Source organism: Roseococcus suduntuyensis (assembly GCF_014196305.1).
Lineage (GTDB): Bacteria > Pseudomonadota > Alphaproteobacteria > Acetobacterales > Acetobacteraceae > Roseococcus > Roseococcus suduntuyensis.
Map to the genome: position 1 here is coordinate 38,975 of NZ_JACIDJ010000008.1, position 25,396 is coordinate 64,370.

The 25,396-nt window shown below is 68.8% G+C and carries 27 protein-coding genes and 2 tRNA genes; 25 read left to right on the plus strand and 4 right to left on the minus strand.

Annotation, left to right across the window (positions count from 1 at the left end):
- Positions 1–8: 8 nt before the first annotated feature.
- From GGQ83_RS17750 to GGQ83_RS17765, 4 genes are all read left to right on the plus strand, one after another.
- A complete protein-coding gene (locus tag GGQ83_RS17750; RefSeq protein ID WP_184386449.1) occupies positions 9–986 on the plus strand; it encodes a 2-dehydropantoate 2-reductase in 978 nt (325 codons plus the stop codon).
- 87 nt (positions 987–1,073) lie between these two features.
- Positions 1,074–2,267, plus strand: coding sequence for an HlyD family secretion protein (locus GGQ83_RS17755; RefSeq protein ID WP_184386329.1), 1,194 nt, complete (start codon positions 1,074–1,076; stop codon positions 2,265–2,267).
- A gap of 3 nt (positions 2,268–2,270) precedes the next feature.
- The gene (locus GGQ83_RS17760) at positions 2,271–4,232 is read left to right on the plus strand and encodes a glycosyltransferase (protein ID WP_184386330.1); all 1,962 of its coding nucleotides are present in this window, start codon (positions 2,271–2,273) and stop codon (positions 4,230–4,232) included.
- Positions 4,233–4,290: 58 nt separating this feature from the next.
- Positions 4,291–5,094: a hypothetical protein gene (locus GGQ83_RS17765; protein WP_184386331.1), complete on the plus strand. Its 804-nt coding sequence runs from the start codon at positions 4,291–4,293 to the stop codon at positions 5,092–5,094.
- Positions 5,095–5,108: 14 nt separating this feature from the next.
- On the opposite strand, the gene GGQ83_RS17770 is transcribed toward GGQ83_RS17765, so the two are convergent.
- A tRNA-Thr gene (locus tag GGQ83_RS17770) sits at positions 5,109–5,202 on the minus strand.
- A 142-nt stretch (positions 5,203–5,344) separates the two neighbouring features.
- Here GGQ83_RS17770 and GGQ83_RS17775 point away from each other — a divergent pair.
- From GGQ83_RS17775 to GGQ83_RS17825, 11 genes are all read left to right on the plus strand, one after another.
- Positions 5,345–6,583: a tyrosine-type recombinase/integrase gene (locus tag GGQ83_RS17775; RefSeq protein WP_184386332.1), complete on the plus strand. Its 1,239-nt coding sequence runs from the start codon at positions 5,345–5,347 to the stop codon at positions 6,581–6,583.
- The gene (locus GGQ83_RS17780) at positions 6,583–7,176 is read left to right on the plus strand and encodes a hypothetical protein (protein WP_184386333.1); all 594 of its coding nucleotides are present in this window, start codon (positions 6,583–6,585) and stop codon (positions 7,174–7,176) included. The genes GGQ83_RS17775 and GGQ83_RS17780 overlap by 1 nt, the downstream gene beginning before the upstream one ends.
- A 142-nt stretch (positions 7,177–7,318) precedes the next feature.
- The gene (locus tag GGQ83_RS17785) at positions 7,319–7,513 is read left to right on the plus strand and encodes a helix-turn-helix transcriptional regulator (protein ID WP_184386334.1); all 195 of its coding nucleotides are present in this window, start codon (positions 7,319–7,321) and stop codon (positions 7,511–7,513) included.
- The gene (locus GGQ83_RS17790) at positions 7,513–7,827 is read left to right on the plus strand and encodes a hypothetical protein (RefSeq protein WP_184386335.1); all 315 of its coding nucleotides are present in this window, start codon (positions 7,513–7,515) and stop codon (positions 7,825–7,827) included. The genes GGQ83_RS17785 and GGQ83_RS17790 overlap by 1 nt, the downstream gene beginning before the upstream one ends.
- Entirely contained in the window at positions 7,824–8,114 is a 291-nt protein-coding gene (locus GGQ83_RS17795) for a hypothetical protein (RefSeq protein ID WP_184386336.1), read from the plus strand. The genes GGQ83_RS17790 and GGQ83_RS17795 overlap by 4 nt, the downstream gene beginning before the upstream one ends.
- Before the next feature lie 219 nt (positions 8,115–8,333).
- Positions 8,334–8,753: a hypothetical protein gene (locus GGQ83_RS17800; RefSeq protein WP_184386337.1), complete on the plus strand. Its 420-nt coding sequence runs from the start codon at positions 8,334–8,336 to the stop codon at positions 8,751–8,753.
- Complete coding sequence (locus GGQ83_RS17805) at positions 8,750–8,914, plus strand: hypothetical protein (protein WP_184386338.1); 165 nt, start codon at positions 8,750–8,752, stop codon at positions 8,912–8,914. The genes GGQ83_RS17800 and GGQ83_RS17805 overlap by 4 nt, the downstream gene beginning before the upstream one ends.
- Positions 8,911–11,520, plus strand: coding sequence for a DUF3987 domain-containing protein (locus tag GGQ83_RS17810; RefSeq protein WP_184386339.1), 2,610 nt, complete (start codon positions 8,911–8,913; stop codon positions 11,518–11,520). The genes GGQ83_RS17805 and GGQ83_RS17810 overlap by 4 nt, the downstream gene beginning before the upstream one ends.
- Before the next feature lie 471 nt (positions 11,521–11,991).
- Positions 11,992–12,711, plus strand: a complete 720-nt coding sequence (locus tag GGQ83_RS17815) for a hypothetical protein (protein ID WP_184386340.1) — start codon at positions 11,992–11,994, stop codon at positions 12,709–12,711.
- Between the two features lie 200 nt (positions 12,712–12,911).
- Positions 12,912–14,867: a phage tail tape measure protein gene (locus GGQ83_RS17820; protein ID WP_184386341.1), complete on the plus strand. Its 1,956-nt coding sequence runs from the start codon at positions 12,912–12,914 to the stop codon at positions 14,865–14,867.
- Positions 14,868–14,939: 72 nt separating this feature from the next.
- Positions 14,940–15,698, plus strand: coding sequence for a hypothetical protein (locus GGQ83_RS17825; protein ID WP_184386342.1), 759 nt, complete (start codon positions 14,940–14,942; stop codon positions 15,696–15,698).
- A 964-nt stretch (positions 15,699–16,662) separates the two neighbouring features.
- Here GGQ83_RS17825 and GGQ83_RS17830 read toward each other — a convergent pair.
- The gene (locus GGQ83_RS17830) at positions 16,663–16,911 is read right to left on the minus strand and encodes a hypothetical protein (RefSeq protein WP_184386343.1); all 249 of its coding nucleotides are present in this window, start codon (positions 16,909–16,911) and stop codon (positions 16,663–16,665) included.
- Positions 16,912–17,114: 203 nt separating this feature from the next.
- Here GGQ83_RS17830 and GGQ83_RS17835 point away from each other — a divergent pair, with 203 nt between their 5' ends.
- The 4 genes from GGQ83_RS17835 to GGQ83_RS17850 all read left to right on the plus strand — a co-directional run bounded on the left by GGQ83_RS17835 (position 17,115) and on the right by GGQ83_RS17850 (position 19,001).
- Positions 17,115–17,540, plus strand: a complete 426-nt coding sequence (locus tag GGQ83_RS17835; RefSeq protein ID WP_184386344.1) for a hypothetical protein — start codon at positions 17,115–17,117, stop codon at positions 17,538–17,540.
- Between the two features lie 54 nt (positions 17,541–17,594).
- Complete coding sequence (locus tag GGQ83_RS17840) at positions 17,595–18,251, plus strand: SOS response-associated peptidase (protein ID WP_184386345.1); 657 nt, start codon at positions 17,595–17,597, stop codon at positions 18,249–18,251.
- A 97-nt stretch (positions 18,252–18,348) separates the two neighbouring features.
- Positions 18,349–18,708, plus strand: a complete 360-nt coding sequence (locus GGQ83_RS17845) for a type II toxin-antitoxin system RelE/ParE family toxin (protein ID WP_184386346.1) — start codon at positions 18,349–18,351, stop codon at positions 18,706–18,708.
- Entirely contained in the window at positions 18,705–19,001 is a 297-nt protein-coding gene (locus tag GGQ83_RS17850) for a helix-turn-helix domain-containing protein (RefSeq protein ID WP_184386347.1), read from the plus strand. The genes GGQ83_RS17845 and GGQ83_RS17850 overlap by 4 nt, the downstream gene beginning before the upstream one ends.
- Positions 19,002–19,202: 201 nt before the next feature.
- On the opposite strand, the gene GGQ83_RS17855 is transcribed toward GGQ83_RS17850, so the two are convergent.
- Positions 19,203–19,595, minus strand: a complete 393-nt coding sequence (locus GGQ83_RS17855; protein ID WP_184386348.1) for a hypothetical protein — start codon at positions 19,593–19,595, stop codon at positions 19,203–19,205.
- Between the two features lie 587 nt (positions 19,596–20,182).
- Positions 20,183–20,257 (minus strand) — tRNA-Thr (locus GGQ83_RS17860).
- Positions 20,258–20,400: 143 nt separating this feature from the next.
- Here GGQ83_RS17860 and sppA point away from each other — a divergent pair.
- The 6 genes from sppA to trpA all read left to right on the plus strand — a co-directional run bounded on the left by sppA (position 20,401) and on the right by trpA (position 25,393).
- Complete coding sequence (gene sppA, locus GGQ83_RS17865; protein WP_184386349.1) at positions 20,401–21,318, plus strand: signal peptide peptidase SppA; 918 nt, start codon at positions 20,401–20,403, stop codon at positions 21,316–21,318.
- 66 nt (positions 21,319–21,384) lie between these two features.
- On the plus strand, positions 21,385–21,687 hold the full coding sequence (ihfB, locus tag GGQ83_RS17870; RefSeq protein WP_184386350.1) for an integration host factor subunit beta: 303 nt from the start codon (positions 21,385–21,387) through the stop codon (positions 21,685–21,687).
- A gap of 46 nt (positions 21,688–21,733) precedes the next feature.
- Positions 21,734–22,447 (plus strand): orotidine-5'-phosphate decarboxylase, encoded by a 714-nt coding sequence (pyrF, locus tag GGQ83_RS17875; RefSeq protein ID WP_184386351.1) that lies wholly within the window; start codon positions 21,734–21,736, stop codon positions 22,445–22,447.
- Entirely contained in the window at positions 22,444–23,091 is a 648-nt protein-coding gene (locus GGQ83_RS17880; RefSeq protein ID WP_184386352.1) for a phosphoribosylanthranilate isomerase, read from the plus strand. Before pyrF ends, GGQ83_RS17880 begins: the two co-directional genes overlap by 4 nt.
- A gap of 191 nt (positions 23,092–23,282) precedes the next feature.
- Positions 23,283–24,530, plus strand: a complete 1,248-nt coding sequence (trpB, locus tag GGQ83_RS17885; RefSeq protein WP_184386353.1) for a tryptophan synthase subunit beta — start codon at positions 23,283–23,285, stop codon at positions 24,528–24,530.
- Positions 24,530–25,393, plus strand: a complete 864-nt coding sequence (trpA, locus tag GGQ83_RS17890; RefSeq protein ID WP_184386354.1) for a tryptophan synthase subunit alpha — start codon at positions 24,530–24,532, stop codon at positions 25,391–25,393. The genes trpB and trpA overlap by 1 nt, the downstream gene beginning before the upstream one ends.
- Positions 25,394–25,396 lie beyond the last annotated feature (3 nt).

Sequence of the window (25,396 nt, forward strand, 5' to 3'; positions counted from 1 at the left end):
CCATGGCGATGAAAATTTGCGTTTTCGGGGCAGGGGCCATCGGTGGGCTGATGGCGGCGAAACTCGCCGCCGCCGAGGCCGCCGAGGTGACCATCATCGCCCGCGGCCCCCATCTGGCGGCCATGCAGGCGAACGGCCTCAAGCTCATCAGCGAGGGGATCGAGACGGTGGTCCACCCCCGCTGCGTTGCCACGCCGGAGGAGGCCGGGCCACAGGACGCCGTCATCATCACCCTCAAGGCCGTGGGGCTGCCGGGTGCCGCGCCGCAGATCGCGAAGCTGCTGGGCCCCGAGACCGCCATCGTCTCGGCGGTGAACGGCATTCCCTGGTGGTATTTCTACAAGTTCGGCGGCGAGTTCGATGGCCGGCGCGTGGAGAGCGTGGACCCGGGCGGCGAAGTCTCGCGCCTGCTGCCGCCGGAGCGCGCCATCGGCTGCATCGTCTATCCGGCGGCGGAGGTGGCGGAGCCGGGCGTCATCGAACACACCTATGGCGACCGCTTCACGCTCGGCGAACCTTCCGGCGAACGCACGCCGCGAATCGAGGCGCTGGCCAAGGCGCTGGTCGCCGCCGGCTTCAAGGCGCCGGTGCGGCCCAAGATCCGCGACGAGATCTGGGTGAAGCTCTGGGGCAACCTGGCCTTCAACCCGATCAGCGCGCTGACCTCCGCCACGCTCGATGTCATCACCGCCCCCGGCGAATTGCGGGACCTCGCGCGCGCCATGATGCTGGAGGCGCAGGAAATCGGGCAGGCCCTGGGCGTGCGCTTCGCCATTGATGTGGACAAGCGAATCGCGGGCGCGGCGGAGGTGGGCGCGCACCGCACCTCCATGCTGCAGGATCTGGAGCGCGGGCGGCCCATGGAGGTCGAGGCGCTGCTCGGCGTCATCGTCGAATTCGCCGAACTCACCGGGCGGCCCGCGCCCAATTGCCGCACGGTGCTGGCGCTGCTCCGCGCCCGGGCGCGTGCGGCCGGGTGCCTCTGACGCATTGCTGGCAATATCGGTTAACGGTTCACGCGCGTCCTGTAGTTCCATAAGGTAAGCGACACTTTCATTTGGAGTGTCGGGCGCGTGGACAGTTTGCCTCCGGCGAAACCCGCCACGGCGCGGGCGGAACCCGCGCGCGGCGCGCAACTGGGCGCCTCGCTCGGCCGCCTCGCGCGCATCGCTTTCGCGGTGCTGGTGGTCGGCGCCACGCTCTTTTTCCTGCATGACCGCTTCTTCACCGTGCAGGCGCAAAAGGCGCTGATGGCCGGACAGGCGCTGACCTTGCGCGCGCCCATCGAGGGGCGGCTCGACATGCATCCCCATCTGCCCGGCGCGTGGTTCGGCCAGGGCGACAGCTTCGCCAGCATCGTGAATGAGCGCGTGGACACCCAGCGCCTCGACGAACTCCGCGCGACGCTGGAGGGGATGGAGGCCGAGGTCTCGGCCCTGGTCAGCCGCATGGAGGCCACACGCGTGCTGCTCGCCGCCGCCACCGGCACGGCCGACAGCTTCCGTCAGACCCGGCTCGACCAGCTCCGCGCCCGCATCGCGGAGGGCGAGGCGCTGCTCGGCGCCGCCCAGGCCCGGCTGCGCGAGGCCGAGGCCGCCGCCTCGCGCGGGGAGCGGCTGCTGCGCCAGGGCATCATCAGCCTCGCCGCCGTGCAGGGGCTGCGGCGTGACCTTTCGGTGGCGCGCGACGAGGCGGCCGCGACGACGGAGCGCGTAGCGTCCCTGCGCGCCGAGGAGGAGGGTGCCCGCCGCGGCATCTTCGCCGCCGACAATGCCAGCGACCGTTCGGTGTCGCAGCAGAACATGGACCGCCTGAGCCTCGCGCTGGTGGAGCTGGAGACGCAGCTCGTCGAACGCCGCGCCCGGCGCGACGCAACCCGCCGCCAGCTGGAGGCCGAGACGGCGCGGGTGGGCCGGCTGGCCAACGCCCCCGTAGAGACTCCGGAGCCCGCCCTGCTGGCCCGCCTGCTGGTGCAGCCGGGCGAGACGGTGCGGCCGGGGCAGGACCTGGCGCGGCTGATTTCCTGCGCCGCCCCCCTCATCACCGCCGAGCTGGACGAGCGCGGCTTCCGCCAGACCCATCTGGGCCAGCAGGCGGAGTTCCGGCCTCTGGGCGGCGGGCCGGCCTTGCGCGCCGAGGTGATCCAGCGCGTCGCGCCCAGCTTCACCCCCGGCGAGGCGCGCGCCCTGCCGCAGGTGATCCTGCGCCCCGTGATGCCGCCGGAGGGCTGCGAGACGGGCCGCCTCGGCGCCGTGCAGTTCCGCTGAGCCATGGACCCGCTGGCGGAAGCCTTCCTGCCGGTGCTGCTGGTGCTGTCGCTGGCGGCCTTCCTGCCCTGGATCTCCTCCATCAACCCCTGGGCGCGCTGGGCCGGGGCGTGGCTGACCATCCTGCTCATGGGGCGCTATCTGTTCTGGCGCGCGACGCAGACGCTGCCCGAACCGGCGCTGGACCCGCTGGCACTGGCGGCCTGGGCCTTCTTCATGGTCGAGGTGGTGGGCAGCTTCGCGGGCGTGCTGCTGCTGCATGTGCTCTCGCGCACGCTGGACCGCAGCGCGGAGGCCACGGCGCATCCGGTGGAAAGCCACCCCGGCGGCCCGCCGCTCATTGACCTGCTGATCCCGACCTACAACGAGCAGGAGGAGATCCTCTACCGCACCATCGTGGGGGCCATGTCGCAGGACTACCCGCGCTTCCGCGTCTGGGTGCTGGACGATGGCAAGCGCCCCTGGCTCAGCGAGATGTGCGAGCGGCTGGGCGCCAACTACCGCATCCGCGGCGACAACAGCCACGGCAAGGCGGGCAACATGAACGCCACCTTCTGGCACCTGATGTCGCTGCCCGAGCCGCCCGACGCCATCGGCGTGCTGGACGCGGACTTCGTGGCCACGCCGCTGTTCCTGCGCCGCGCCGCCGCCCTGTTCCACGACCCCAAGGTGGCGCTGGTGCAGACGCCCCAGCACTTCTTCAACCCCGACCCGATCCAGCTCAACCTGGGCGACGCGGCGCGCGTGCCCGATGAGCAGCGCTTCTTCTTCGACGTGGTGCTGGCGTCCAAGGACGCGCATGGCACGGCGTTTTCCTGCGGCACCTCCTCCATCGTGCGGGCGGATTGCCTGGCGCGCATCGGCGGCTTCCCGACCGAGAGCGTGACGGAGGACATCCTGCTCTCCATCAAGCTGACCGGCATCGGCCACAAGACGGCCTATCTGAACGAACCGCTGACGGCGGGCCTGGCCCCCGAGGGCTTGCAGGAATACCTGACGCAGCGCGGCCGCTGGTGCCTCGGCACCATGCAAATCGTCCGCACGCCGTGGGGGCCCTTCTCGCGCGGGGTGGGCACCCCGCTGCTGATGCGGCTGCACACCATGGACACGGTCCTGTTCTGGACCATGACGCCCATCCTGCGGATTCTCTGCCTGCTGATGCCGGTGCTTCACTGGTGGACGGGGCTGGTGGTGGTGCGGACGGACCTGCACGGGCTGATCTCGCACCTCGGCCCCTACTGGATCTGCTGCGTCATCTTCCTGGGCTGGGTCAGCCGGGGCACGAACGTGCCCATCCTGGCGGACGGCATGTCGCTGCTGGTGGCGCGCGAATCGCTGCGGGCCAGCGCGGTGGGGCTGTTCGGCAACAAGAACCAGAAATTCAAGGTGACGGCCAAGGGCGCCACGCGCGACCGCACCGTGGTGCAATGGAGCCTGGCGGGATGGTTCCTGGCCATCGCGGCCCTGACCGTGGCGGGCATGGTGCTGCGCCTGGTGCTGGGGCCCATCGAGGGCACGCCGCCCGCCGCCGAGGCCATGAACCTGTTCTGGAGCGTCTACAACATCATCATGCTGGCGGTGGCCTCGCTGATGTGCGTGGAGGCGCCCCGCTATCGGCGGGAGGAACGCTTCCTGGCCGGCGAGGCGGCAAAGCTGCGGCTGGCGGGGCGTGAGGTGGAGGCGGTGCTGGAGGATGTCTCGCTGCTCGGCTGCCGCCTGCGGCTGCCGGCGGGGGGCCTCCCCGCCGCCGATGCCCGCGTGGAGGTGTCCATTGCGGAGGTGGGCGAGGTGCCTGCCCTGGTCCGCGCCGTCGGGCCGGACCACTGCCAGCTGGTCTTCGAGGCCGATGCCGCGCAGCGCGCGGCCCTGGTGCGGAAGCTCTTTTCCGGCCGCTACCGCCATTCGGTCACGACGCTGCGGCCCTTCGCCTTCATGGGCATCCTGTTCCGCAAGGCCTTCATGTAGGCGGCGCGCTGGCCATGCCCGGCTGGCCTCGCCGCCGACCACGGGTTACCTGCGTGTCATGTCACGACGGTTCGCCTTCATGCACGTGCCGAAAACGGCCGGCATCTCCTTCACCACGGCCCTTCGCGGCGCCACCGAAATTCCTGGCGAGACCTTCGGCTTCGACCGCCACCAGTTCGGGTCCTTCGACGGGTTCGCGCAGCTGGATGAGCTCTCGCGCTCGCTGGTCCGCATGTGTGCGTCGGACTGGCCGCGCGAGGTCGGCTTCGCGCGCGGCCATGTCACATTGGGCACGCTGCGCGCCGCCTATCCGCGGCATGAATTGCTGACCGTGCTCCGCGAGCCCCGGGCGCGGCTCGTCTCGCTCTGGCGCTTCTGGCGCGGGCAATCCGAGGCCGACTTCGCCTCCTGGGGGGCCTGGGGCGAGCGGACGCGCGCGGCACGCGGGCCGCTCGGGCGCTTCCTGGCCAACCCGCTCCTGGCCACGCAGACCGACAATGTGCTGGTGCGCCTCCTGCTGGCCCCGCACCCGCTGGTGCCGCCGGACGGGTTCATCCCGCCGGCCGCCGACCGGCTGTTGCTGGCGGCGGCGCGAACCGCCCTTGCGGGGTTCGACTTCGTGGGTCTCGTCGAGGACCGCGCGCTCGAAGAACGGCTTGGCCGCTTCCTCGACCGTCCCGTGCGGCTTGGCCGGCACAACGTGACCAGGCCCTTGCCCGCCGAGTGGGAGCCGGTCCTCGAACAGGAGATGACCCCCGCGACGCTAGACCTGCTGGAAAGGCGGTCACGGCTGGATGCGGAACTGTGGCGTGGTGTCGCGGCGGGCGTGAAGCTGGAGGTGGGCCACCCTGAGCCGGGCTGAAGGGCGGGCGGGGATGGTGCCGACGGCGAGAATCGAACTCGCGACCTACCGATTACGAATCGGTTGAAAGCCCCTTTCCGCATGGACCCCCGCTAGGCGATATCAGGCAGATTCCCTTGCAAAACCGTGTCAGACCGTCCTACATCGTCTCACGCGATTTCATGCGAGCGCGGGCGATTTGGACCCCCGGTGGACCCCCGGCGGACTAACCGAATAGCCCCCCGCTGCTGGATTGAGGGGATTCTGCGCGGTGAAACGGGAACTGAACGACGCCTTCCTGAACGGCTTGGAGCCCCCGGCATCGGGCCGGCTGGAAGTGTGGGACACGAAGGAGCCGGGCCTAGTCTGGCGCATGACGGCGAGCGGCGCGGCATCCTGGGGGGTGAGGGCGCGGACGAAGGACGGGAAACGGACCCGCCCCACCCTCGGCACCTGGCCCGCCATGTCCATCAAGGTGGCCCGCCAGCGCGCAAAGGCCGCCATCGTCGCCATTGCCGGCGGTGCAGACCCCGCCGCCGAGAAGAAGCAGGCGCGGGCCGCGCGGGCCGCTGAAGCGGCCGAGGCGACCGTAGCGGCCCGCTGGGACGAATGGCGCGAGGCGCGCGCGGCAGACTGGTCGGACAGCTATCAGCGCGAGGTTGCCCGCATCGGCACGCGCGACCTGCTGCCCAAGTTGGGCAAGCGCCCCCTTCGCACGACGAAGCGCGAGGACTGGACGGGCATCATCGCCGCAAAGAAGAAATCCGCCCCGGTGCAGGCGAGCATCTTCTACCGCGTCGTGTCGTCCTTCCTGAACCACGCTGAGGCCGAGGGCTGGATTCCCCTCCCTCTGCTGCCCCGGAAAGGCTTGATCCGTTCCGCCCCGCCGCCCAAGGCGCGCGACCGCGCCCTGACGGATGCGGAACTGGTTGCCCTGTGGACTGCGACCGCCGCCGAGCCGGTGAAGCTGCGCGCCTTCGTGCGGCTGCTGATCCTGACGGGCGCGCGGCTGAACGAGGTGGCCGGGATCGCCACGGGGGAGATTGATCGCGCCGCCGGCCTGTGGCGCCTGCCTGCCGCCCGCGCGAAGAACAACATGCCCCACACCATGCCCCTGTGCGGGCTGGCGCTGGCCGAGATCGCCGCCGCGTGGCCCGAACATGGTGATGAGGCAGGGGCGGATTGGCGCCTGCTGGGGAAGGGGGGCAATGCCTTCTCGGGCTTCTCGAAACTCAAGGCGCGGCTGGACAAGGCGACCGGCCTTGCGCCCTGGCGCTTCCACGACCTTCGCCGCACGGCCCGCACGGGCATGGCGCGGCTGGGGGTGGACCGGCTGCACGCGGAGCGGGCCATCGCGCATATCAGCGGGCAGTCGAAGCTTGAGCGGACCTACAACCTGCACGACTTCCAACCCGAGACGCTGGCGGCCCTGGGGCGCTGGCAGGCGCATGTCGCGGGGTTGATTGATCCGAAGCCCGCTGCGGAGATTGTGCCGCTGAGGCGCGCGTAATGAGCGCACAGGCGGCCCTTGAGGCGGTGATTGCCGAGCATCTTCCCGCCGCCCGCGATGGCGCCCCGAGCGATGCTGACGAAGCCCTGCTGCTGCGCCTCGCTATCGTCGGCAACGGGCGGTTCAAGGTGATGGACAAGGCCAAGGAACTGGCCCGGCTGGCCGATGTGCACCTAGCCGCGACTGCCCTCCGGAACGCGCTTGATTCTTTGGACCTCAACGCGCGGCACGCTCTCACGCAGGCCGCAATGGCCGTGCCGAGCAGGGCGCTACGTCAGCCCCGCCGAGCCGGGGGCGGCTTCACCTTTGCGGATGTGCTCGACCTGCCCGAAGTGCTGCGCCACGCTGCCCCGGCCGCGCGCGAGGTAATCCAGGCCGCGAGTGAAGCGGGGGGCACGAAGTGGCGTGCCGTGTCTCTCTTGATGGCCACGCGCGAACTATGGGCGCGTCGGCAACCCAAGCCGCCGCCGCGACACCCAAACCCGGCAACCCGCTTCGGAAGGTTCGCCCAGGATGTGTTTGACGCGGCCGGGTTGGATGCGAAACCCAAGCACGCGGCGGCTGCGGCGATCGAGGCGGGTGTCCTGAGTTGACCCCGAATTGGCTGGTTAGCTCGGGACGCAATCCCCTGCGACGTGGAGATATCTAACGGCACCACACAACATGAGGTGCCGCTCAGTGAGTAACCACGAAACGCCGCTTCCGCCCCGAGCCGCCGCAAGTGAGGTGGTGGGCGTGAGTCCTGCGACCTTCTGGCGCATGGTGGCCGCTGGCCGCCTGCCGGCCCCGTTCTATCCCAGCCCCCGCGCGCCGCGCTGGCTCGCCTCGGAACTGCGCGCCGCGATGGAGGCGACCCGCGCCAAGCCCCGTGAGGCAATGGCCGAGCGCCGCGCCGCGAAGCTAGCGGACATGCAGGGGAGGGCCGCGTGATGGCCGCCCTCACGCCCCGAGACTCCGCCGATCCGCGCCACCTGGAAGCCGTCATCAACGACCTGGCCGGCGCCGCGAGCGTCGCCGCTGCGATCCTTGACCACATCCGCAGCGACCCCAACGCAGCCGAGGCGCAGTCGCTTGAAGAAGGCCTCGGCTGGCTCGCCCTGAGGCTCAACACCGCGGCCGAAAATGCGCTGGCCGTCCAGCGCCGCCACGCCCCGCGCTGGCGGACGTTGATGGAAGCGGAGGATATCGCCGCGGCGGTGGGAGCGGCCATCGCGGCGGCCAATGCGCGGGAGGCCGGGGAATGAGCAAGCCCTCCACCTCCACGCCGCCCGCCCTGCTGGCCGCCGCTGACGACGCGCTGAGCATCCTGAACGCCGCCGATGATCGCCACCTTGGCGACCTTGAAAGTTTTGCGGAACTGCTGGCGCACTTGGTCGAGAAGCCGGACGACACGCTGACAACCTCGGCGCTGGCGGCTACGGCCATGAGCATTCATCGCCATGCCGATGGCGTGGCCGAGGCGCTTCGTTCTGCGGTGGACCTGCTGAGGGAGGCGGTGATGCAGGCCCGCACCGCGAACCACCCGAAATAGAAACCGCGTCGCGCTGGAGAACGCGACGCGGCGGCAACTCGTGAACCACACTGACACGCGAGATATAGCCCGACCACGAAGCATTTTCCAGCGCGCGCATCGAAGGAATATTCGATGCCTGTTCTGTTTGCATGCCCAAATCCGGCGCAAATCAGCGCCGCAATCGCCAAGAGCAAAGCGGCCGGTGCCAGCCACCACGCGCCGCTGCTTCGCGCGTTGATGGCCGACGAAATCGCGCTGGCCGTGATGCTGCCCGGTGATCGCCTGCCCCTATCCATGTTGGACCCGACGCGCTTCCTCAAGCCGCTTGTCGTGTTGCTGGGCGGTGACGGCATTACGCCGGACGGAAGCCGAGACTGTGGCCCGGAGGGCTGGCAGCAATCGCGCCGCCTGTTGCGGTGGTCGCGCTGGACGCTGCTGCACGGCACGGGCGGCGAGGAAGCGCACTACGACTGGGCAGTTGAAGCAGCGCGAAGCTACCGCCGCGTTCTGATCGCCGAATGCGGCACCGCCACCCTTCCCACATGGATGGCCCTGCGTGCCGAGGTGGCGCCCTACTGCCCCGGCGCCGTCCTGCAATGCGACCCTGACGACTTCCACCCGCGCCGCCCCGCCATGGCCGAGGGGGTGACGCCATGACACCCACCACCCGCACCCTGCGCGACATTCTGGAAGCCGCAGCTTCGGCCCGGCGGGAAGGCGATGCCGCCGCCGCCGACTGGCACGAAGCCGACGCGGCCCGCCTTCTGCGGCGCCTGGTGGCCGCGCCCGTGCCAGAGCAGCCGGAGGGCCGCCATTGAATGCGCCCCCGCCTTTCGCGCCCGACAGGCGCGCCATCGGGCAATTCGTGGATGCGATGTTTCGCTACGCCGAGCCCGACACCTTCGTCTCGCTGCGAGCCTTCCGCGACGATGCGAACGAGGTGTTCGCCAAAAAAGCGCACCGCATCGGCGAGAGCCTGGACACCCTTACAGACGAAGCGGAGCAAGGCGCACTCAAGGCCGCGAACGCGCCCTTCCCCGTGGTGTTCGCGCCGCCGGTCGCGACCTTCACCAACCCCGACAAGGCAGACGAGGCCAGCCTCGCGAATGGCCTGGCGCTGAGTGTGGAATGCGACGCCACGCCCACCGCCGCGAGGCACCGCCTCGAAAGCCTGCTAGGCCCCGCAACGGTGGTGGTGGCCAGCGGGGGCGAATGGCCCGAGCCCGGGACAGGGGTGCTGCAACCGAAGCTCCACCTGCATTGGCGCCTGACAGAGCCGACGCGCGAGGCCGAGGATCACGCCCGGCTGAAGCTGGCTCGCACGCTGGCCCAGCGCCTGGTAGGGGCCGACGCCTCGAATACGCCGATGGTCCACCCGATCCGTTGGCCTGGCAGTTGGCACCGCAAGCGGACGCCGCGCCTCGCGCGCATCGTCGTCCTGCATGACGCCCGCGAGATTGACCTTCAGGACGCGCTGGAACGCCTCCAGGACGCCGCCAAGGCGGCCGGGCTACACGAACCCAAAGGCGCCGAAGGGGCCTCCACGGGCACGGGAGAGGCACGGGAGACGGCGGAGCTAGTCCGGGCGGTGCTGGCGGCGGAGGACTACCACGCGCCGCTGGCCGCCCTCGCAATGCGGTTGCTCAAGTCAGGCACTCAGGATGGGCAAGCGGTGGTTCTGCTGCGCGGGATCATGCTGGCGGTTCCCATCGCACAACGCGACCTGAAGGACGGCACGCCCGAGCCGGGCCGCTGGCAGTCGCGCTATGACGACATCCCCCGCGCCGTGGCGACGGCCCGCGCCAAGCTGGGGGAGAGGCCCGCCGAGGCCGCCGCACCTGGCGGCGAGTGGCCCGATCCGGTGGACTTCCTCGGCGACACGGAATTGACCGGCGCCCCCGTGCTGCGGCCCGATCATCTGCCCGACGCCCTCGCGCCCTTCGTCTTCGACACGGCGGCGCGCATGGGCGTTGACCCGGCGGCGGTGGCCCTCTGCGCGGTGGTGGCCGCCGCCAGCGTCATCCCGGACGAGTGGCGCATACAGCCTCGCGTGCATGACGACACCTGGACGGAAAGCCCCCGGCTTTGGGGCGCGGTGGTGGGTGATCCGTCCATCATGAAAACGCCCGTCCTAAAGGCCGCGACGGCCCCGATTGATCGCCTGGACGCCGAGGCGCGGGATCGGCACGCCGAGGCCATGCGGAAGTGGCGGGAGGAAATGGCCGCCCTCAAGGCGGACAAGGCGCCCCCAGGCATTGGGCCGCAGCAACCGAAGCTGGATCGGCACCTGATCGAGGGCACGACCGTTGAAGCCCTGACCGAAGTCCTGCGGCGCGACGATGAGGCAAAACAGCGCGCGCCGTCGGGCAAGGTGCTGTGCCGCCAAGACGAGATGAGCGGCTGGCTGGCCTCCATGGATCAATACAAGTCCGGCGGCAAAGGCGGCGCGGATCGGGCGCATTACCTGACGCTGTTCAACGGTGGCCGGTATGTCGTGGACCGAATTGGGCGCGGCACCTTCGCCATTCCGAATTGGTCCGCCTGCGTGCTCGGCGGCATCCAGCCCGAGCCCATCCAGCGCGTCGCCAAAGAGGCGGCAGACGATGGCCTGCTGCAACGCTTCCTCTACTGCCTGCCGAGCGGGCAGGGCGATGGGGAGGACCGGCGCCCCGACGCGGCAGCCCTCGCGCGCTACGCCGCCCTCTTCCCTGCCCTGGCCGTGCTGCGCCCCAAGACGGGCTTTGCCGAACTGGCCCCCGAAGTCAGGCACAAGCCGGTGGTCTTCCACTCGGACGCGCATCGGCACCGCGAGGGCATCAACGCCCTGGTGAAAGCCCATGGCGCCCTTCCCGACGCGTCGCCCCGGCTGAAGGCCGCCCTCGCCAAATGGCCTGGCACCTTCGCCCGGCTGGCGTTGACCTTCCACCTTATCGCCATCGGGGACGCCCATGCGCGCGGAGAACGGCCGCCCGTCGCCACGGTGCTGACGGAGGACACGGCCCGCCGCGCCGCCGCCTACATGCGGGAGGTGCTGCTTCCGCACCTGCTGCGCGCCGATGCCCTACTGTTCCTGACGCGCCAGACAGGCCACGCGCGATGGATCGCGGGGCACATCCTGGCGAGCGATGACGCGCGGGAGACGGGGCGCGTCACGCTGCGGGACATTACACGGGCCTACGGTGCCCTCCGCGCTCCGGAACATCGGCGCGAACTGCTTGAGGTGCTGGATACGCTGGCCGTCATGGGCTGGGTCAGCCCTGAGCCGGTGGAGAACGCGGCGAGGCACCCGACCGGATGGCAGGTTAACCCGAAGCTGCACGCGGTCTTTGCCGTCGCGGCGGCTGCCGAGAAGGCCCGGCGCCAACGGGCAGCCGAAGAAATGCGGGAAGCCATCCGCCGCTACCGAGCGGAGCAACCCCGATGACGGCGGCGCCCATGTCGCAAATGTCGCTACACGCGCGCGCGCGCGAGGCTGGCTTTTCCAAGATATATGAAAAAGTGGGTCAAATCACTTCGGCGTCTCACGCGCGCGTAGCGACATTTGCGACATGCCGCCCCGGCGGCTGCCGCCTTCCAACCCTTTCCGCCCCGGAGACGCTGGCCGCACGGCCGGGCGCGGCAACCCCTGCGGCCGAGGTTCACGCAATGCTCTACGCCCTGAAAGCGGGCTTGTCCGGCGCACCCCTCGCACTGGCGCCCTCGCTGCCCCGCGCTCTCTGGTCGCGGCTGCCGGCGCACATGCAAGCCCTCTATGAGGCGACGCCCGTTCCGCCGCCCCCGCCCCCGTCGCCCGACGCGCGCGCACACGTTGCCATGCGCCAGGCCGGTGCTGCCGTGACGGCTACGCTGCGCGCCGGCCGCACCCTTCCCACCATTCGCTGAAAGGATGTCCATCATGCAGCTGTTCAAGAAGCAGCCGACCGCCGCGCCGGCCCCCGCCATCAACGACGCGCCTGCCGCGCCCCATGCCGCCCCCAGCACAGCGGCAAAGCTCGCCGAGGCCCGTGAAGCCGCCGCCGAAGCAGAGGCGGCCCGTGCGGCTGCCGAGGATGCGCTACAGGCCGATATCCTGGACCTCGAACCCCAGTCGTTCGCCGAACGCCGCGCCGAGGTGGTGAGGCTGCGGCAGGCGGCAGAAGACACGGCGGCCCGCGTGGCGATCCTGGAGAAGGCCAAGGCCGAGGGCGACAAGCAGGAGCGCGTGGACCGCGTGCGCGCCTATGCTGCCGAACTGGAGGCAATGACCGCCGAGGGTGTGGCGGCTGAGGCCGCCTACCTCATGGCAGCGCGGGACGCCTGGCAGGCCGCGCAGACCTTGCGACGTGTGCAGAAGCGGGCGTGGCAGATTGGCAGTGACCTACACGACCTGTGGGACAACGAAATGGCCGCCACTATCGGCCAATACCCCCGCCTCGGCGCGGAGCTTGCGGAGGTGACCTTGCTCCGCCTGCCTGCTGCCGGACCCCAAGGGGTGATGTTGGCGGATGCTGACGGCGCTGAGGACGACGCCGGCTTTATAAACCGCCACGTCGCGGCTACCGGCCGGCGCGCCCTGCATGACGGCATCAATGCGGGCATGGACATTGCCCGCCGGGTGGATCGGTGGCGCCGCTGAGGTGGGGAGGGGGCGCTATATCTCTGGCGCCCCTCTGCCTGGGGATCGGCGTGGGGAATGCATCTTGTGCGCTAACACAGGAAATCCTCGCGCGCGCGCGCGCAAAGACTGGCTTTTCGCCGGAATTTTAAGTATAATTCCGAAAATTAGCCCCATTCCGGAAGACGAGCCGGGGCGGCACTCAGGAAAGGACAGTCGGCATGTCTGACACAGTAGGCCGCCTCACAGTCGTCATTGACGCGAAGGTGGCGCAGTTTGAGCAACGGGTAGCCCGCGCCGAGCAACGGCTTCAGGGCTTTTCTCGCAAGGGCGCGCAGGACGTGCGGAAGGTGGACGAGAGCTTCTTGCAACTCACGAACCGCACCCTTGCCCTGGCACGGGCGATGCCCCTTCTCGGGACGGCAATCGCGGGCGCCTCTGCCGGCGGGATGCTGGCGATGGTGCAGCGCTCAGTGGAGGCGACCGCGCAGCTTGAAATCCTCGCCACCCGGGCCGGTGTCAGTACGGATGCCTTGCAGGCGCTGGGCTACGCGGCGGGGCAAGTTGGCTTGCGGCAGGACGACATGCAGGACGGCTTGCAAGAGCTGACCTTGAAGCTTGGCGAAGCCGCGCGGGGGGAGACGGAGGCCACAGAGGCTTTCACGGCCCTCGGCGTGGCGGTGACAGACACGCAGGGGCGCATCCGCCCGACGGCGGCAGTGCTCACTGATCTTGTCGCCAAGTTTTCCGAAATGCAGAACCCGGCCGAGCGAGCAGCGGCGGCGGCGCGCATCTTCGGTGATGACCTGGCGGCCCGCATGGTGCCCTTCCTCACGCAAGGTTCGGCGGCGCTGCGAACCATGGTCGAACGGGCCATCGAATTTGGGAACGTCGCGGACGCGGAGTTGATCGCCAAGGCGCGCGAGGCTTCGACGCGTATCACGGCGTTGCAGACTTCGTTTTCCGCGCTGGCTCGCAACATGCTGGCCGAGGTGGCGCCTGCTCTCACGACTGTGGCGAACCTGCTGAACAGCATCATTGAAGGCGGACGCGGCGCGCCCCGGCTGGCGACGATCCAGGCTCAGGCGGGCCAGCTTGCGGAGACCATCCAGAACCTTGAGGGGCGCCTCGGCGGCGGCGCCTTGCCGGGCGGGATGCGGAACGTCCTGACGGGGCAGCTTGCGCGGGCACGCGCGGACTTGGAGGCGCTGAACGTTGAAGCGGAGGCGATCAATCGACGGATCGCGAACGCCCCGGCGCGGGCGGCAGAGGTGTTGAACCCAACAGGGGGCGCCCGGCCCGTCATGCCCGCTGAGGCTGCCTCCGGTGGCCGTGGGGGCGCCTCTGCCCGCGCGGACGATGCAACTACCCGACGGACGAATGCAGTCATCCAGGCTCAGGAAAACCAACTGCTGTCCGACCGCACGCGCATCCTTGAGCAGAACCGCACGCCCGAGGAAACCTACATCGCGCGCCTCGAAAGGCTCGGCGAGGTGGTGGCGCGGTTCGAGGGCACGGGCGACGAATTACCGTTGCCCATGATCCAGGCCGAGGCAATTGACGCTCTGAACGACTACGAGGACGCCATCCGCAGGGCCGGCGGCGCGGCGACTGAAGCGCAACAGGCGCTTCGCAAGCTGGGCGAGCAGACGGTGATGAACTTCGCCGAGGCCATCGCCGAAGGGCGCAGCCTCCGGGAGGTGGCGCAAGGGCTGCTGAAGGACTTGGGCCGGCTGTTCCTGCAACAAGCGGTGCAGGGTTCGGGCGTGGGGAAAATCTTCAGCAGCTTCTTTGGCAGTCTGTTCGGTGGAGGTGGCGGCGGTGGTGCCGGCAAAGTCCCATCCGCCAACGGCAACGTATTCAGCGGCGGGCGCGTGGTGCCCTTCGCCACGGGCGGCGTGGTCAGTGGCGCGATCGCCTTCCCAATGGCCGATGGCCGCACCGGCTTGATGGGGGAGGCTGGCCCCGAGGCCATCATGCCGCTGACGCGCGGCCCTGGCGGCAAGCTGGGCGTGAAGGCGCAAGGTGGTGGTGCGCCGGTCGTGATCCACCAGCACATGACCTTCGGCAGCGACGTGAACCGAGCGACGCTGGCGCAGTGGGGCGCAGAGGTGAAGCGTCAGACACTGGCGGCGGCGCAGGAGACGCGGCGGGAAAGCCGGAGCTTCCTGGCCTAGACTTGTGGCACGAAGCTGACGCCATCTGAGCGGGCGCTGTTCACGCGGCGCCGCAAGGAGATTTACGAGGCGTTGCACCCGGAGACGCGCAACGGCGCAAACCAGCACACGAGGGTCGGCCAAATTGGCCAAGCCTTTGCAGACGACACCGCAGAGAAGACCGGCGTCGCAGCCCGCACCATTCGCCGCGACGCCACGCGCGGCGAGCGGCTTGTTGAAGAGAAGGTGGCCCACGGTGGGCCACCTTTGCCGGGGGGCCACATTGATGAGTGGCGGCGGCTGACCGTGGAGAAGGTGGGTGCAGCTTGCACCCACCTTGGGGGGGTTCAGCCAGCAGAGCGCGGCATCAAGAAGACAGCCGATGCGTTGGGGGTTTCGGAGGACACGGTGAAGCGCGCCACGCGCATCGCCGCCCTTCCCCAGGACGTGCGCGACACCGCGCGAGCAGAGGACTGGTCGCAGTCACGGCTGTTGCAGGCTGCGCGGCCCACGCCCAAGGCGCCGCCAATCGCACCCGATCCGCTGGAAGAAGAGCAGGCCATTGAGGCTCAGGTGAAGCGCCTCATGGCCGCCTGGAACGCTGCCGGACCTGATGCACGCGCGGCGAACGGCTTGGCGAGGATGTTCTCCAGCAGGTGCGCGGGACCGAGTTGGACAATGGCGTGGTGCTGGATTGGTTGGCGCAGGCGGAAGCGCTTCCTAACCCAGTTGATCTTAACTGAGCTTGGCTGGGCTCCCGGCGACCATCGCCAGCTTCTGCGCCGCGAGCTTCAACAGCTCAGCGCAGAGCGGAAGACCGCCCTGTTCGGCATGCCGTGCCGAAGCCAATAGGCTGTCCACCAGGGCTTGCTTTTCCGCGCCCTTCCGGTCATCGCCCCGCGCGGACCTGGAAGACTCCAAGCCGCCCGCATGAACCATTAGAGTGGGAGGGCTGTGCGGGTCGCTGGCTCGGTATGCGGGCATGGTGTCTCCGGCAAGGTTTGCATCTAAGTCAATTTTTCATCTTCACGCTGTTTGGAATACAACCGGGAATTTGTCACTCTCCCCCTATGCGAGTAACGCCGATTTAATTAGCTGTCCGGATCCGAAATGGCCCTTATGGTCCCCAGAATCGACGCGCCGAGGCATTCTACGGTTGAGTGCTTTCGTAAGACTTCTCCGATAGCCTACTAAAGGCGCGGGATTCTTTTTTTGAGGGAGCAAGGGGTTGTGGATGCGCAAGAATATATACGCGGGATCCTTCGGGCCGCCCTTCATGAATCTTTGGCAAAGTCGTCCAATAGCGAGGATGCATTTGCAAGACTTGAACGGGAACTCTCTGAATGGGCAGCTCAAAATACTGGAGTGCCCCAGGATACCATATTAGCAATGTTGAGGCAGATCATAGAAGAAGAGCGCGCGAAGCGCGGTGATCGCTGAAAATTGGGCAAAATCAAGCAGAGCCTATTAACGGGACCGCTTCAACCCGCCTGCCAGGGCCGTTCTATGCATTCGCGCCAGCCCGTTGCTCCGTAAGGCAGTCCCTGGGCATGGCATAAGGCAAGCCGCAGGCTCGCAGCATCCATGAACCGGGAGAGATGCAGCAAAAGGCGGTGAAGCTCCGCATCGGACAACCGTCGCCCGGGAAGCCCGTCAGCATCTACCGGAATAGGCTGCCCATCGTCACCGAGAACCCCATACAACAGGCCCAGCGGCACTGAAGTCGTCAGGGCGGCCGACCCACCGCTCATGGAAATTGCTGCAACGAGCATCACGCAACGCAGCGCCCGGGCCACGCAAAGCGCCCCGCTGCCAATCACGAGGCGAGGGGTTCCCATCCGGGCAGGATTTCTGGGCGCTGGAAAGGGGCCAGCAGCACGGCCCTTTCGACCCGTATCTCACTTCTGCCCGGCCCTGTGACGCTCACGGTGCCGATTGTAAACTGGTCGGTGATGGTTGAGGCGGCTCCGAACAGGTGAACCTCAAAGACTGGCCGACCATCATCAGGTATCTCAGCACGGCCGAGCAGGCGGTTTTCGCCGTTTTCGCTGCGGTAAACTTTCATCTCTGACCCAGGGGTTGTCCCAGGCGAGGTTAGTCCAACTCCCCACCCATGGCGCAAGCCTTCGACGGAGACGCCGCAAAACCTGTCAGATACGGACATGCCGGGCTTACTTCATGTGATCGCTGCGAGCGATGACCGCTTGCTACCCATGAAGCGGCTCGCCACCCTCCCGACCTCATGCAAAGGGGGAGCGGGATAGCGCGATGAGCACGCATGGCGGCATGCCGTCGCCCCCTCCGTTGGCGGGCATTCAGCAGAACCAAATCCGCGCCGCCGCGCGGGCCTACCGCGCCGCGATGACGGAAGGCGACTCTGACGGCCCCGCGAGGCGCCGGGCAATCACCGCCTATATTGCCGCCGGAGGTAACACCGAAACAGCCTTCACGGACGTAGCCCGAATCATCGCCCGCGTGGCGAGCGACCATGGCGAATGGTTCTGGCGACCCGTCATGGAGCGGTTGGAACGTGAGGAATACGCCATGCGGAAGCTGGGATGGTGGCCTGGCCCTCGCGCCTGGGACGAGCGGCGGCGCGTCGCGGAAGCGGCGGTGGCGCGGGTGTTCGGGAATAAGGCCGCCTGCGGCCCTGACATGGCCGGGCAGCCCGGCTCGCCCCCTCAGCCCGAGTGAACCGCCGCGCTGCCTTCCATTGCCGTGCGGCGCGGTCTGAGTGACCCTTGAGGCATGTGCAACGCCTACTCCATGACGAAGAGCCAGCAGGCCATCCGCGACATTGCGCGCGTGATGCGCGACGGGTTGGGCAATCTGCCGCCTATGCCTGGCATCTACCCTGACTATGCCGCGCCCATCGTCCGGAACGGCGTGGACGGGCGGGAGCTGGTCTATGCGCGCTGGGGTATGCCCTCGCCGGCCTTTGCCCTGAAGGGCCGCAAGACGGACCCGGGCGTGACCAACATCCGCAACACGAAGTCGCCCCACTGGCGCCGCTGGCTCGGCGTGGAAAGTCGGTGCGTGGTGCCGTTCACCAGCTTCGCCGAGAACGAGGTGTTGCCGGATGGATCGCGGCCCCCCGTCTGGTTTGCGCTGGCGGAGGGCCGCCCTCTGGCCTTCTTCGCGGGCGTGTGGACGCGCTGGACCTCTGTCCGGAAGTTGAAGGAAGGCGAGACGACGAACGACCTGTTCGCCTTCCTGACGACCGAGCCGAACGCCGAAGTTGGCGCCGTCCACCCGAAGGCCATGCCGGTGATCCTGACGACGCCGGAGGAGGTGGACCTCTGGCTTACAGCCCCGACCGCCGAGGCCATGGCCCTTCAGCGGCCCTTGCCGGATGGCGCACTGAAGGTGGTGGCGCGGGGCGGGAAGCAGGATGGGGAACCGTAGCCCCCCTCCGGAGCCGATCTACGCTGAAGCACACAAAAAAATGTTTGTCCGAAGGAAACCGCTTGCACCTACTAAGTGTTTCACTTAGCATCTGCATATGCACACAGTCTGCGAACTCTTCTCCTTCCGGCGCGCCGCCAAGGATGCGGGAATGGACGCAGATGAGGTAGAGCGGCTGGTTACGTATCTAGCAGGCAACCCTCAAGCTGGCGACGTGATCGAAGGAACTGGAGGCTGTCGGAAGGTTCGGTTTGCTAGACCCGGAAAAGGGAAAAGCGGCGGATATCGGACAGTCACCTTTTACACAGGCCCAAATATTCCGGTCTTCTTACTCACCGTTTTTGCAAAGGGGGAGAAGGTTAATCTCTCCAAGGCTGAGCGAAACGATCTCGCCGCCATGACGGGGGAGTTAGTGGAGGAGTACCGCAACCGCGTAAGGAAAGTGAACACAAGATGAGCAAGAAGGCTTTCGGCAAGATCGCGGAGGGGCTCCGCGAGGCCCTGGCGGTCGCCCGGCACGAAACCAGCCCTGCACGTCTGCATGTTCCGCCCGAGATGGACGTGCGCGCCATTCGTTCGAAGACCGGGCTATCCCAGGAGGGCTTTGCCCAATCCTTTGGTTTCACCGTTCATCAGGTGCGCCAATGGGAGCAGGGGCGAAACCGCCCCACCGGGGCCATGCGAGCTTATCTTATGGCGATTGAGCGCAACCCGGCGACCATACTTGATCTGCTGCGGGAAGCGGCATGAGGGCAATCACCTGCTAATCCCGCGATGGGTTTGAGAATTGATGCGGCGCCCACCGGGGCACCGCATCCGTCCTGCCCGTGGCTGGCAGCCCACTCAGCCAACGGTTTGAGGAATTCCACGCTTCAAGCTTTCGATACGCCAATATCCCCCCCAAAGCCGATGGCGTACATCGGAGGAGCGCCCGACACCGCGCCGGACAGGTTACTTCACCGCAGAACCGTCCTGACGGATGCTCAAACGAGCCACTTCCAGTTCTGGTATTTGGAGGCCCCGCCCTGTGTAGGCGGCCGTGAGGTAGTCTCGCGAACGGTCGCTAGTCCAAGGGCCAATTGCCTGATCGCATTCGACGAAAATTTCCTGAACTTTGCCGACCGGTACCGGCTGACCACTGCGGGCGTAGCCCTCTGTGGAAGGGTACTTCAAGCGCCACCATACCTGCCTAACAATCAAATCTTCGCCATATGGGTCGGGCGTGTCGGGTCGCTGGACAGATAGGTAATCCCCAACGGCAGGGATCTGTGGCAAGTCGAAATCAATGGAGTAGTCGGGGCTCAAGCGCCCCACTTCACGTACCACAACGGTAACTCGGATCATCTGAGCGCATCTCCTTGCAATGAGGGCTGCCGCGTGCGGCCCGCGAATCACTCATCTGGCCGCCGTGATCAAGTTACGTTTATTGCCTCGAACAGCAACTTCTAAGTGAATTAGGTTGGGACAAGTCGCCCCTAGCACGGGGGTGCTCGTCACTCCGGCCTGTCGCCAAACACGCGCGCCACGGCTTCCTCCGCCATGCGGCGCCGTTCATCCCAAGCAAGCGCGCCGGGCCTCCATCCAAGCTTCCGCATGGCCGCATCCTCCCGGTCCTACCGTTCCCGGACTGGCCGCCAGAACCATTCGCCATGGTCTGCGGCCACGCCGGCAATGATGCGGGTAACATCCTTCTACGCTGCATTAGGATTGCCGCCAGCCTCGATGTCGGCCGCGACTGCACGGGCGCTGGCCTCGCGGGCCTGGCACCCCTCTACCATTGTGGCGCGGTAGGCGAGGGCAACGGCGCGGATGCGTTCGCACTGGTAATGGCGGAGCGCGGTGGGGCTTGGCATTCCACCCACGGCATTGCCTCGCGTTCCGCGCTGCCTGAGCTACTTTGGACCCCCGGTGGACCCCCGAGTTGGGAAGGGTGGTGCCGACGGCGAGAATCGAACTCGCGACCTACCGATTACGAATCGGTTGCACTACCGCTGTGCTACGTCGGCCCAGGCCTGCGGCGGAAAAGGCTCCGCGGCACGGACGGCCCGCTCTTAGCCCCGCCGCGCCGCCCGCGCAACCGGGCTTGCCTCAATGATCCAAGGCGCCATCTGCATTGCGCGCAATTCCGCGCCCCGTGCTACCAGCGGCCATGGCCCTCGAACCCGACCTCCTGCTCGACCGGCGCCGCCTCAAGCGGCAACTCGCCTTCTGGCGCACCACCCTCGTCCTCGGCGTGGTGGTGGGCCTGGCGGTGATCTTCGGCGGGCCCGGGCCTGCCGCCAGCGTGCTGGGCGGGCAGCATGTGGCCCGCCTCACCCTGGCGGGCACCATCAGCGAGGACCGTCGCACCCTGCGCCTGCTGGAACGCGCCGCGCGGGATGACGACATGCGCGCCCTGCTGGTCATGATCAACAGCCCGGGCGGGTCGGTCGCCGGCGGCGAGGCCTTCCATGCGGCCATTGCCCGCGTGCGCGCGGCCGGCAAGCCCGTGGTGGCCATCATGGGCGGCACGGCCGCCTCGGCCGGCTACATGGTGGCGCTGCCGGCCCACCGCATCTTCGCCCGCGAATCCACGCTGACGGGCTCCATCGGCGTGCTGCTGCAAAGCTTCAACGCGGCGGAATTGCTGGAAAGCCTGGGCGTGCGGCCGGAGAGCATCACCTCCGGCCCCCTGAAGGACCAGCCCAGCCCCTTCCGCCCGTTGACCGAAGAGGGGCGCGCGGCGCTCTCCGCGGTGGTCGAGGACATGCAGTCCCAATTCGTCGCCATGGTCGCCGCCGGGCGCGACATGCCCGAGGCCCAGGTGCGCGCCGTGGCCGATGGCCGTGTCATGACCGGCCGCCAGGCGATGGCGCTGGGCCTGCTGGATGCCATTGGCGGCGAGGCCGAGGCGCGCGTCTGGCTGGCCGAACAGCATGAGGTCCCGCGGGACCTTCGGGTGCGCGACCTGGACCCGCGCGGGACGGCAGAACGGGCCCTTTCCTCGATGTCGGATGCCTTCTGGGGAGGGGCCGCGCGGCTTTTGCGCGCGGAAGGTGTATTTCCCTGGCAAATTTCGCTTCGATAAACGCTGAACATCCTGCAATCTCGACTACATCGGGTTGTGTGAATGCACCACGCCGCGAGGAACGCCATGACAAAAAGCGAGTTGATCGCGCATCTGGCCACCCAGCATCCGCATCTGCGGCAGCCGGATGTGGAACTTGTGGTTGGAACGATCTTCGAGGAGATCAGCAAGGCCCTCGCGCGCGGGGACCGGGTGGAGCTGCGCGGCTTCGGCGCCTTCACCACCCGCAAGCGCGACGCGCGCCAGGGCCGCAACCCCCGCACCGGGGAAAGCGTGGCCGTGGCCAGCAAGGGCATGCCGCATTTCCGCCCGGGCAAGGAGCTGCGGATTCGCGTCAATGGCGGCCAGGACCCCGGCGAGGGCGCCTGACCGAACCCGGCTGACGCCGCCGCGATTCCGGGGTAACGCATGGGGCATGCTCGCACGTCCCCAAGCTCCGGGCGGCCGCCTGATCGCGGCCCTCGATACCCCGCGCCTCGATGAGGCCCTTTCCCTCGCGGATCGTATGGGGGGTGCCCCCGCCGTGCTGAAGCTGGGGTTGGAACTGTTCTGCGCCGAGGGGCCCGCGGCGCTGGACGCCCTGACCGCCCGCGCGCCGGTCTTCCTGGACGTGAAGCTGCACGACATTCCCAACACGGTGGCCGGCGCCATTCGCGCCTTGTGCCCCCGTGGCCCCGCCATGGTGACCCTGCACGCCGGCGGCGGCCCCGCCATGATCGCGGCCGCGCGCGAGGCGGCGGAGCGGGCGGGCGCCACGCGCCCCATCCTGCTGGCCGTCACGGTGCTGACCAGCATGGATGCCGCCACCCTGCACGAGGTCGGCGTGGCCGGCGGCCCGTCTCAGCAGGTGCTGCGCCTCGCGCGCATGGCGCTCGCGGCCGGCGCCGATGGGCTGGTCTGCTCGGCGCGGGAGGTGGCGATGCTGCGCGACGCGCTGGGCGAGGACCCCTTGCTGGTCGTGCCCGGCATTCGCCCCGCCGGCAGCGACCCTGGCGACCAGGCCCGCGTCGCCACCCCGGAGGAGGCGGTGGCCGCCGGTGCCGACTGGATCGTGGTGGGCCGCCCCATCACCGCCGCCGCCGACCCGGGTGCCGCCGCCCGCGCCATCGTGGCGGCCCTGCCGCGATGAGCGTCTGGGTCAAGGTCTGCGGCATCGCGACCCCCGAAGCCCTGGCGGCCGCGGCTTCGGCAGGCGCGGATGAGGTGGGCTTCGTCTTCTTCCCCGCCTCGCCCCGCGCGCTGACGCCGGAACAGGCGGGCGCGCTTTCGGCGACGCTGGAGGGCGGGCCGGGACGGGTCGGGCTTTTCGTGGACCCGACCGACGAGGAACTGGCCGAGACGCTCGCCGCCGTGCCGCTCGACACCATCCAGCTCCATGGCGAGGAGACGCCGGCCCGCGTCGCCGAAATCCGCGCCCGCTTCCGCCGGCCGGTGATGAAGGCGCTGGGCATCGCGACCGAGGCCGACCTCGCCGCCATCCCGCCCCATGCCGCGGTGGCCGACCGGTTGCTGCTGGACGCGAAGGCGCCGCCCGGCGCCGCGCTGCCCGGCGGTAACGCCCAGCCCTTCGAATGGCGCCTGGTGCGGGGCCTGGCGGTGGGGCGGCCCTGGCTGCTGGCCGGCGGCCTGACGCCCGGCAACGTGGCCGAGGCCATCGCGACGGCCGGAGCGCCGGGGGTGGATGCCTCCTCGGGGCTGGAGCGGGAGCGGGGGGTGAAGGACTCCGCCCTGGTCGCCGCCTTCGTCAAGGCCGCGCGGGGCGCCAGCGTCTGATCGTTTTCGGCGTTTCGCCGAAAACGTGAATCAGCCGCCTAACCCTAGGCCGAAGTGTGATCAACGGAAGTTGACCATGGTGCGCCCGCCTCGCGCGATCCGGGGTTGGGGAAAGCCGCGCGCTTGGCTATCACTGTCGGCCCCGGGGGGCCGCATTGCCCCCCGCGCACCTCAGCCCCGGGAACGCCAAGTTGAACAAGCCCCTCACGCGCCCGAACACCTTCCGCAGCGGCCCCGACGCCGCCGGCAAGTTCGGCGGCTTCGGCGGCCGCTATGTGGCCGAGACGCTGATGCCCCTCATCCTCGAGGTGGAGCAGGCCTACAATGCCGCGAAGGCGGACCCGGCTTTCGACGCGGAGTGGCGCCGCCTGCTGACCCATTATGTCGGCCGCCCCAGCCCGCTTTGGTACGCGGAGCGCGTGACGGAACACCTGCGCGCCGAGGCCGCGCCCGGCATGGGTGCGAAGGTCTATTTCAAGCGCGACGAGCTGAACCACACCGGCGCGCACAAGATCAACGCGGTGCTGGGCCAGATCCTGCTGGCCAAGCGCATGGGCAAGAAGCGCATCATCGCCGAGACCGGCGCGGGCCAACACGGTGTTGCCACCGCCACCGCCTGCGCCCTGTTCAACCTGCCCTGCACGGTCTTCATGGGCGCCACCGACGTGGCCCGCCAGCAGCCCAACGTGTTCCGCATGAAGCTGCTGGGCGCCGAGGTGGTGGCCGTGGAATCGGGCGCCGCCACGCTGAAGGATGCGATGAACGAGGCCCTTCGCCACTGGGTCGCGAATGTCGAGGACACCTACTACTGCATCGGCACCGTGGCCGGCCCGCACCCCTATCCCGTCATGGTGCGCGACTTCCAGAGCGTGATCGGCAGCGAGACCCGCGCCCAGATGATGGAGGCCGAGGGCCGCCTGCCCGACGTGCTGGTGGCGGCGATCGGCGGTGGCTCCAACGCCATGGGCCTGTTCCATCCCTTCCTGGATGACGCCGATGTGCGGATGCTGGGCGTGGAGGCGGGCGGCCATGGCGTGGACACCGTCACCGGCCATGCGGCCAGCCTGACCGGCGGCCGCCCCGGCGTGCTGCACGGCAACCGCACCTACCTGCTGCAGGACGAGCATGGGCAGATCCTGGAAGGCCACTCCATCAGCGCCGGCCTCGACTACCCGGGCGTCGGGCCGGAGCACGCCTGGCTGCACGAGCTGGGCCGGGTCGAATATGTGAACGCCACCGATGACGAGGCGCTGGCCGCCTTCCAGCTCTGCTCGCGGCTGGAGGGCATCATCCCCGCGCTGGAGCCCGCGCACGCGCTGGCGCATGTGATCAAGGTGGCGCCCACACTGCCCGAGAGCACCCTGATCGTGATGAACATGTGCGGCCGCGGCGACAAGGACATCTTCACCGTCGCCCGCCTGCTGGGGGAGGAGTTCTGATGTCCGCCACCGCCACCGAGACCCGCCCCGTGGTCGCCACCGGCTCGCGCATCGCCGCCCGTTTCGCGGCCCTGCGCGCCGAGGGGCGGGGCGCGCTGATCCCCTTCCTCGAAGCCTATGACCCCGACCGCGCGACCAGCATGGAAATCCTGCGCGGGATGCCGGGCGCGGGCGCGGACCTCATCGAGATCGGCGTGCCCTTCACCGACCCGATGGCGGATGGGCCCATCATCCAGCTCGCCGGCCAGCGGGGGTTGAAGGCGGGTGCCACGCTGGGCGGTACGCTGGAGATGGTGCGGGAATTCCGCGCGGGCGATTCTGAGACGCCCGTGATCCTGATGGGCTACCTCAACCCCATCCTCTCCTATGGCGCCGAGCGCTTCGTGGCCGATGCCGCCAGCGCCGGCGTGGACGGCCTCATCGTGGTGGACATGCCGCCCGAGGAGGCCGAGGTCCTGGCGCCGCATGCCGCCGCCGCGGGGCTGGACATCATTCGCCTCGTCGCTCCCACGACGGATGCGGCGCGGCTGGACGTGGTCCTGAACGCCTCCTCGGGCTTCGTCTATTATGTGGCGATCACCGGCATCACCGGCACACGCAGCGCCGACCCGGCGGCACTGGAAGCCGCCATCCCGCGCATCCGCGCCCACACGGACCTGCCCATCTGCATCGGCTTCGGCGTGCGCACGCCCGAGCAGGCGGGGCATGCGGCGCGCGTCTCGGACGGCGCGGTGGTGGCCTCGGCGCTGATCGAGACCATGTCGCGCACCCTGGATAGCGAGGGCCGCGCCACGCCCGGCACGGCGCAAGCCATGCTGGACCAGGTGCGGGCGCTGGCGGCCGCGGTGCGCGCGCCGCGCTGACGG

Coding starts and splice junctions, on each gene's coding strand:
- GGQ83_RS17835 (WP_184386344.1), top strand. CDS start 17,115: ATGAGCACGCATGGCGGCATGCCGTCGCCCCCTCCGTTGGCGGGCATT.
- GGQ83_RS17800 (WP_184386337.1), top strand. CDS start 8,334: ATGGCCGACGAAATCGCGCTGGCCGTGATGCTGCCCGGTGATCGCCTG.
- GGQ83_RS17805 (WP_184386338.1), top strand. CDS start 8,750: ATGACACCCACCACCCGCACCCTGCGCGACATTCTGGAAGCCGCAGCT.
- GGQ83_RS17780 (WP_184386333.1), top strand. CDS start 6,583: ATGAGCGCACAGGCGGCCCTTGAGGCGGTGATTGCCGAGCATCTTCCC.
- GGQ83_RS17765 (WP_184386331.1), top strand. CDS start 4,291: ATGTCACGACGGTTCGCCTTCATGCACGTGCCGAAAACGGCCGGCATC.
- GGQ83_RS17845 (WP_184386346.1), top strand. CDS start 18,349: ATGCACACAGTCTGCGAACTCTTCTCCTTCCGGCGCGCCGCCAAGGAT.
- GGQ83_RS17790 (WP_184386335.1), top strand. CDS start 7,513: ATGGCCGCCCTCACGCCCCGAGACTCCGCCGATCCGCGCCACCTGGAA.
- GGQ83_RS17855 (WP_184386348.1), bottom strand. CDS start 19,595: ATGATCCGAGTTACCGTTGTGGTACGTGAAGTGGGGCGCTTGAGCCCC.
- GGQ83_RS17820 (WP_184386341.1), top strand. CDS start 12,912: ATGTCTGACACAGTAGGCCGCCTCACAGTCGTCATTGACGCGAAGGTG.
- GGQ83_RS17815 (WP_184386340.1), top strand. CDS start 11,992: ATGCAGCTGTTCAAGAAGCAGCCGACCGCCGCGCCGGCCCCCGCCATC.
- GGQ83_RS17850 (WP_184386347.1), top strand. CDS start 18,705: ATGAGCAAGAAGGCTTTCGGCAAGATCGCGGAGGGGCTCCGCGAGGCC.
- GGQ83_RS17830 (WP_184386343.1), bottom strand. CDS start 16,911: ATGAAAGTTTACCGCAGCGAAAACGGCGAAAACCGCCTGCTCGGCCGT.
- sppA (WP_184386349.1), top strand. CDS start 20,401: ATGGCCCTCGAACCCGACCTCCTGCTCGACCGGCGCCGCCTCAAGCGG.
- GGQ83_RS17880 (WP_184386352.1), top strand. CDS start 22,444: ATGAGCGTCTGGGTCAAGGTCTGCGGCATCGCGACCCCCGAAGCCCTG.
- GGQ83_RS17840 (WP_184386345.1), top strand. CDS start 17,595: ATGTGCAACGCCTACTCCATGACGAAGAGCCAGCAGGCCATCCGCGAC.
- GGQ83_RS17795 (WP_184386336.1), top strand. CDS start 7,824: ATGAGCAAGCCCTCCACCTCCACGCCGCCCGCCCTGCTGGCCGCCGCT.
- pyrF (WP_184386351.1), top strand. CDS start 21,734: ATGCTCGCACGTCCCCAAGCTCCGGGCGGCCGCCTGATCGCGGCCCTC.
- GGQ83_RS17750 (WP_184386449.1), top strand. CDS start 9: ATGAAAATTTGCGTTTTCGGGGCAGGGGCCATCGGTGGGCTGATGGCG.
- GGQ83_RS17760 (WP_184386330.1), top strand. CDS start 2,271: ATGGACCCGCTGGCGGAAGCCTTCCTGCCGGTGCTGCTGGTGCTGTCG.
- trpA (WP_184386354.1), top strand. CDS start 24,530: ATGTCCGCCACCGCCACCGAGACCCGCCCCGTGGTCGCCACCGGCTCG.
- ihfB (WP_184386350.1), top strand. CDS start 21,385: ATGACAAAAAGCGAGTTGATCGCGCATCTGGCCACCCAGCATCCGCAT.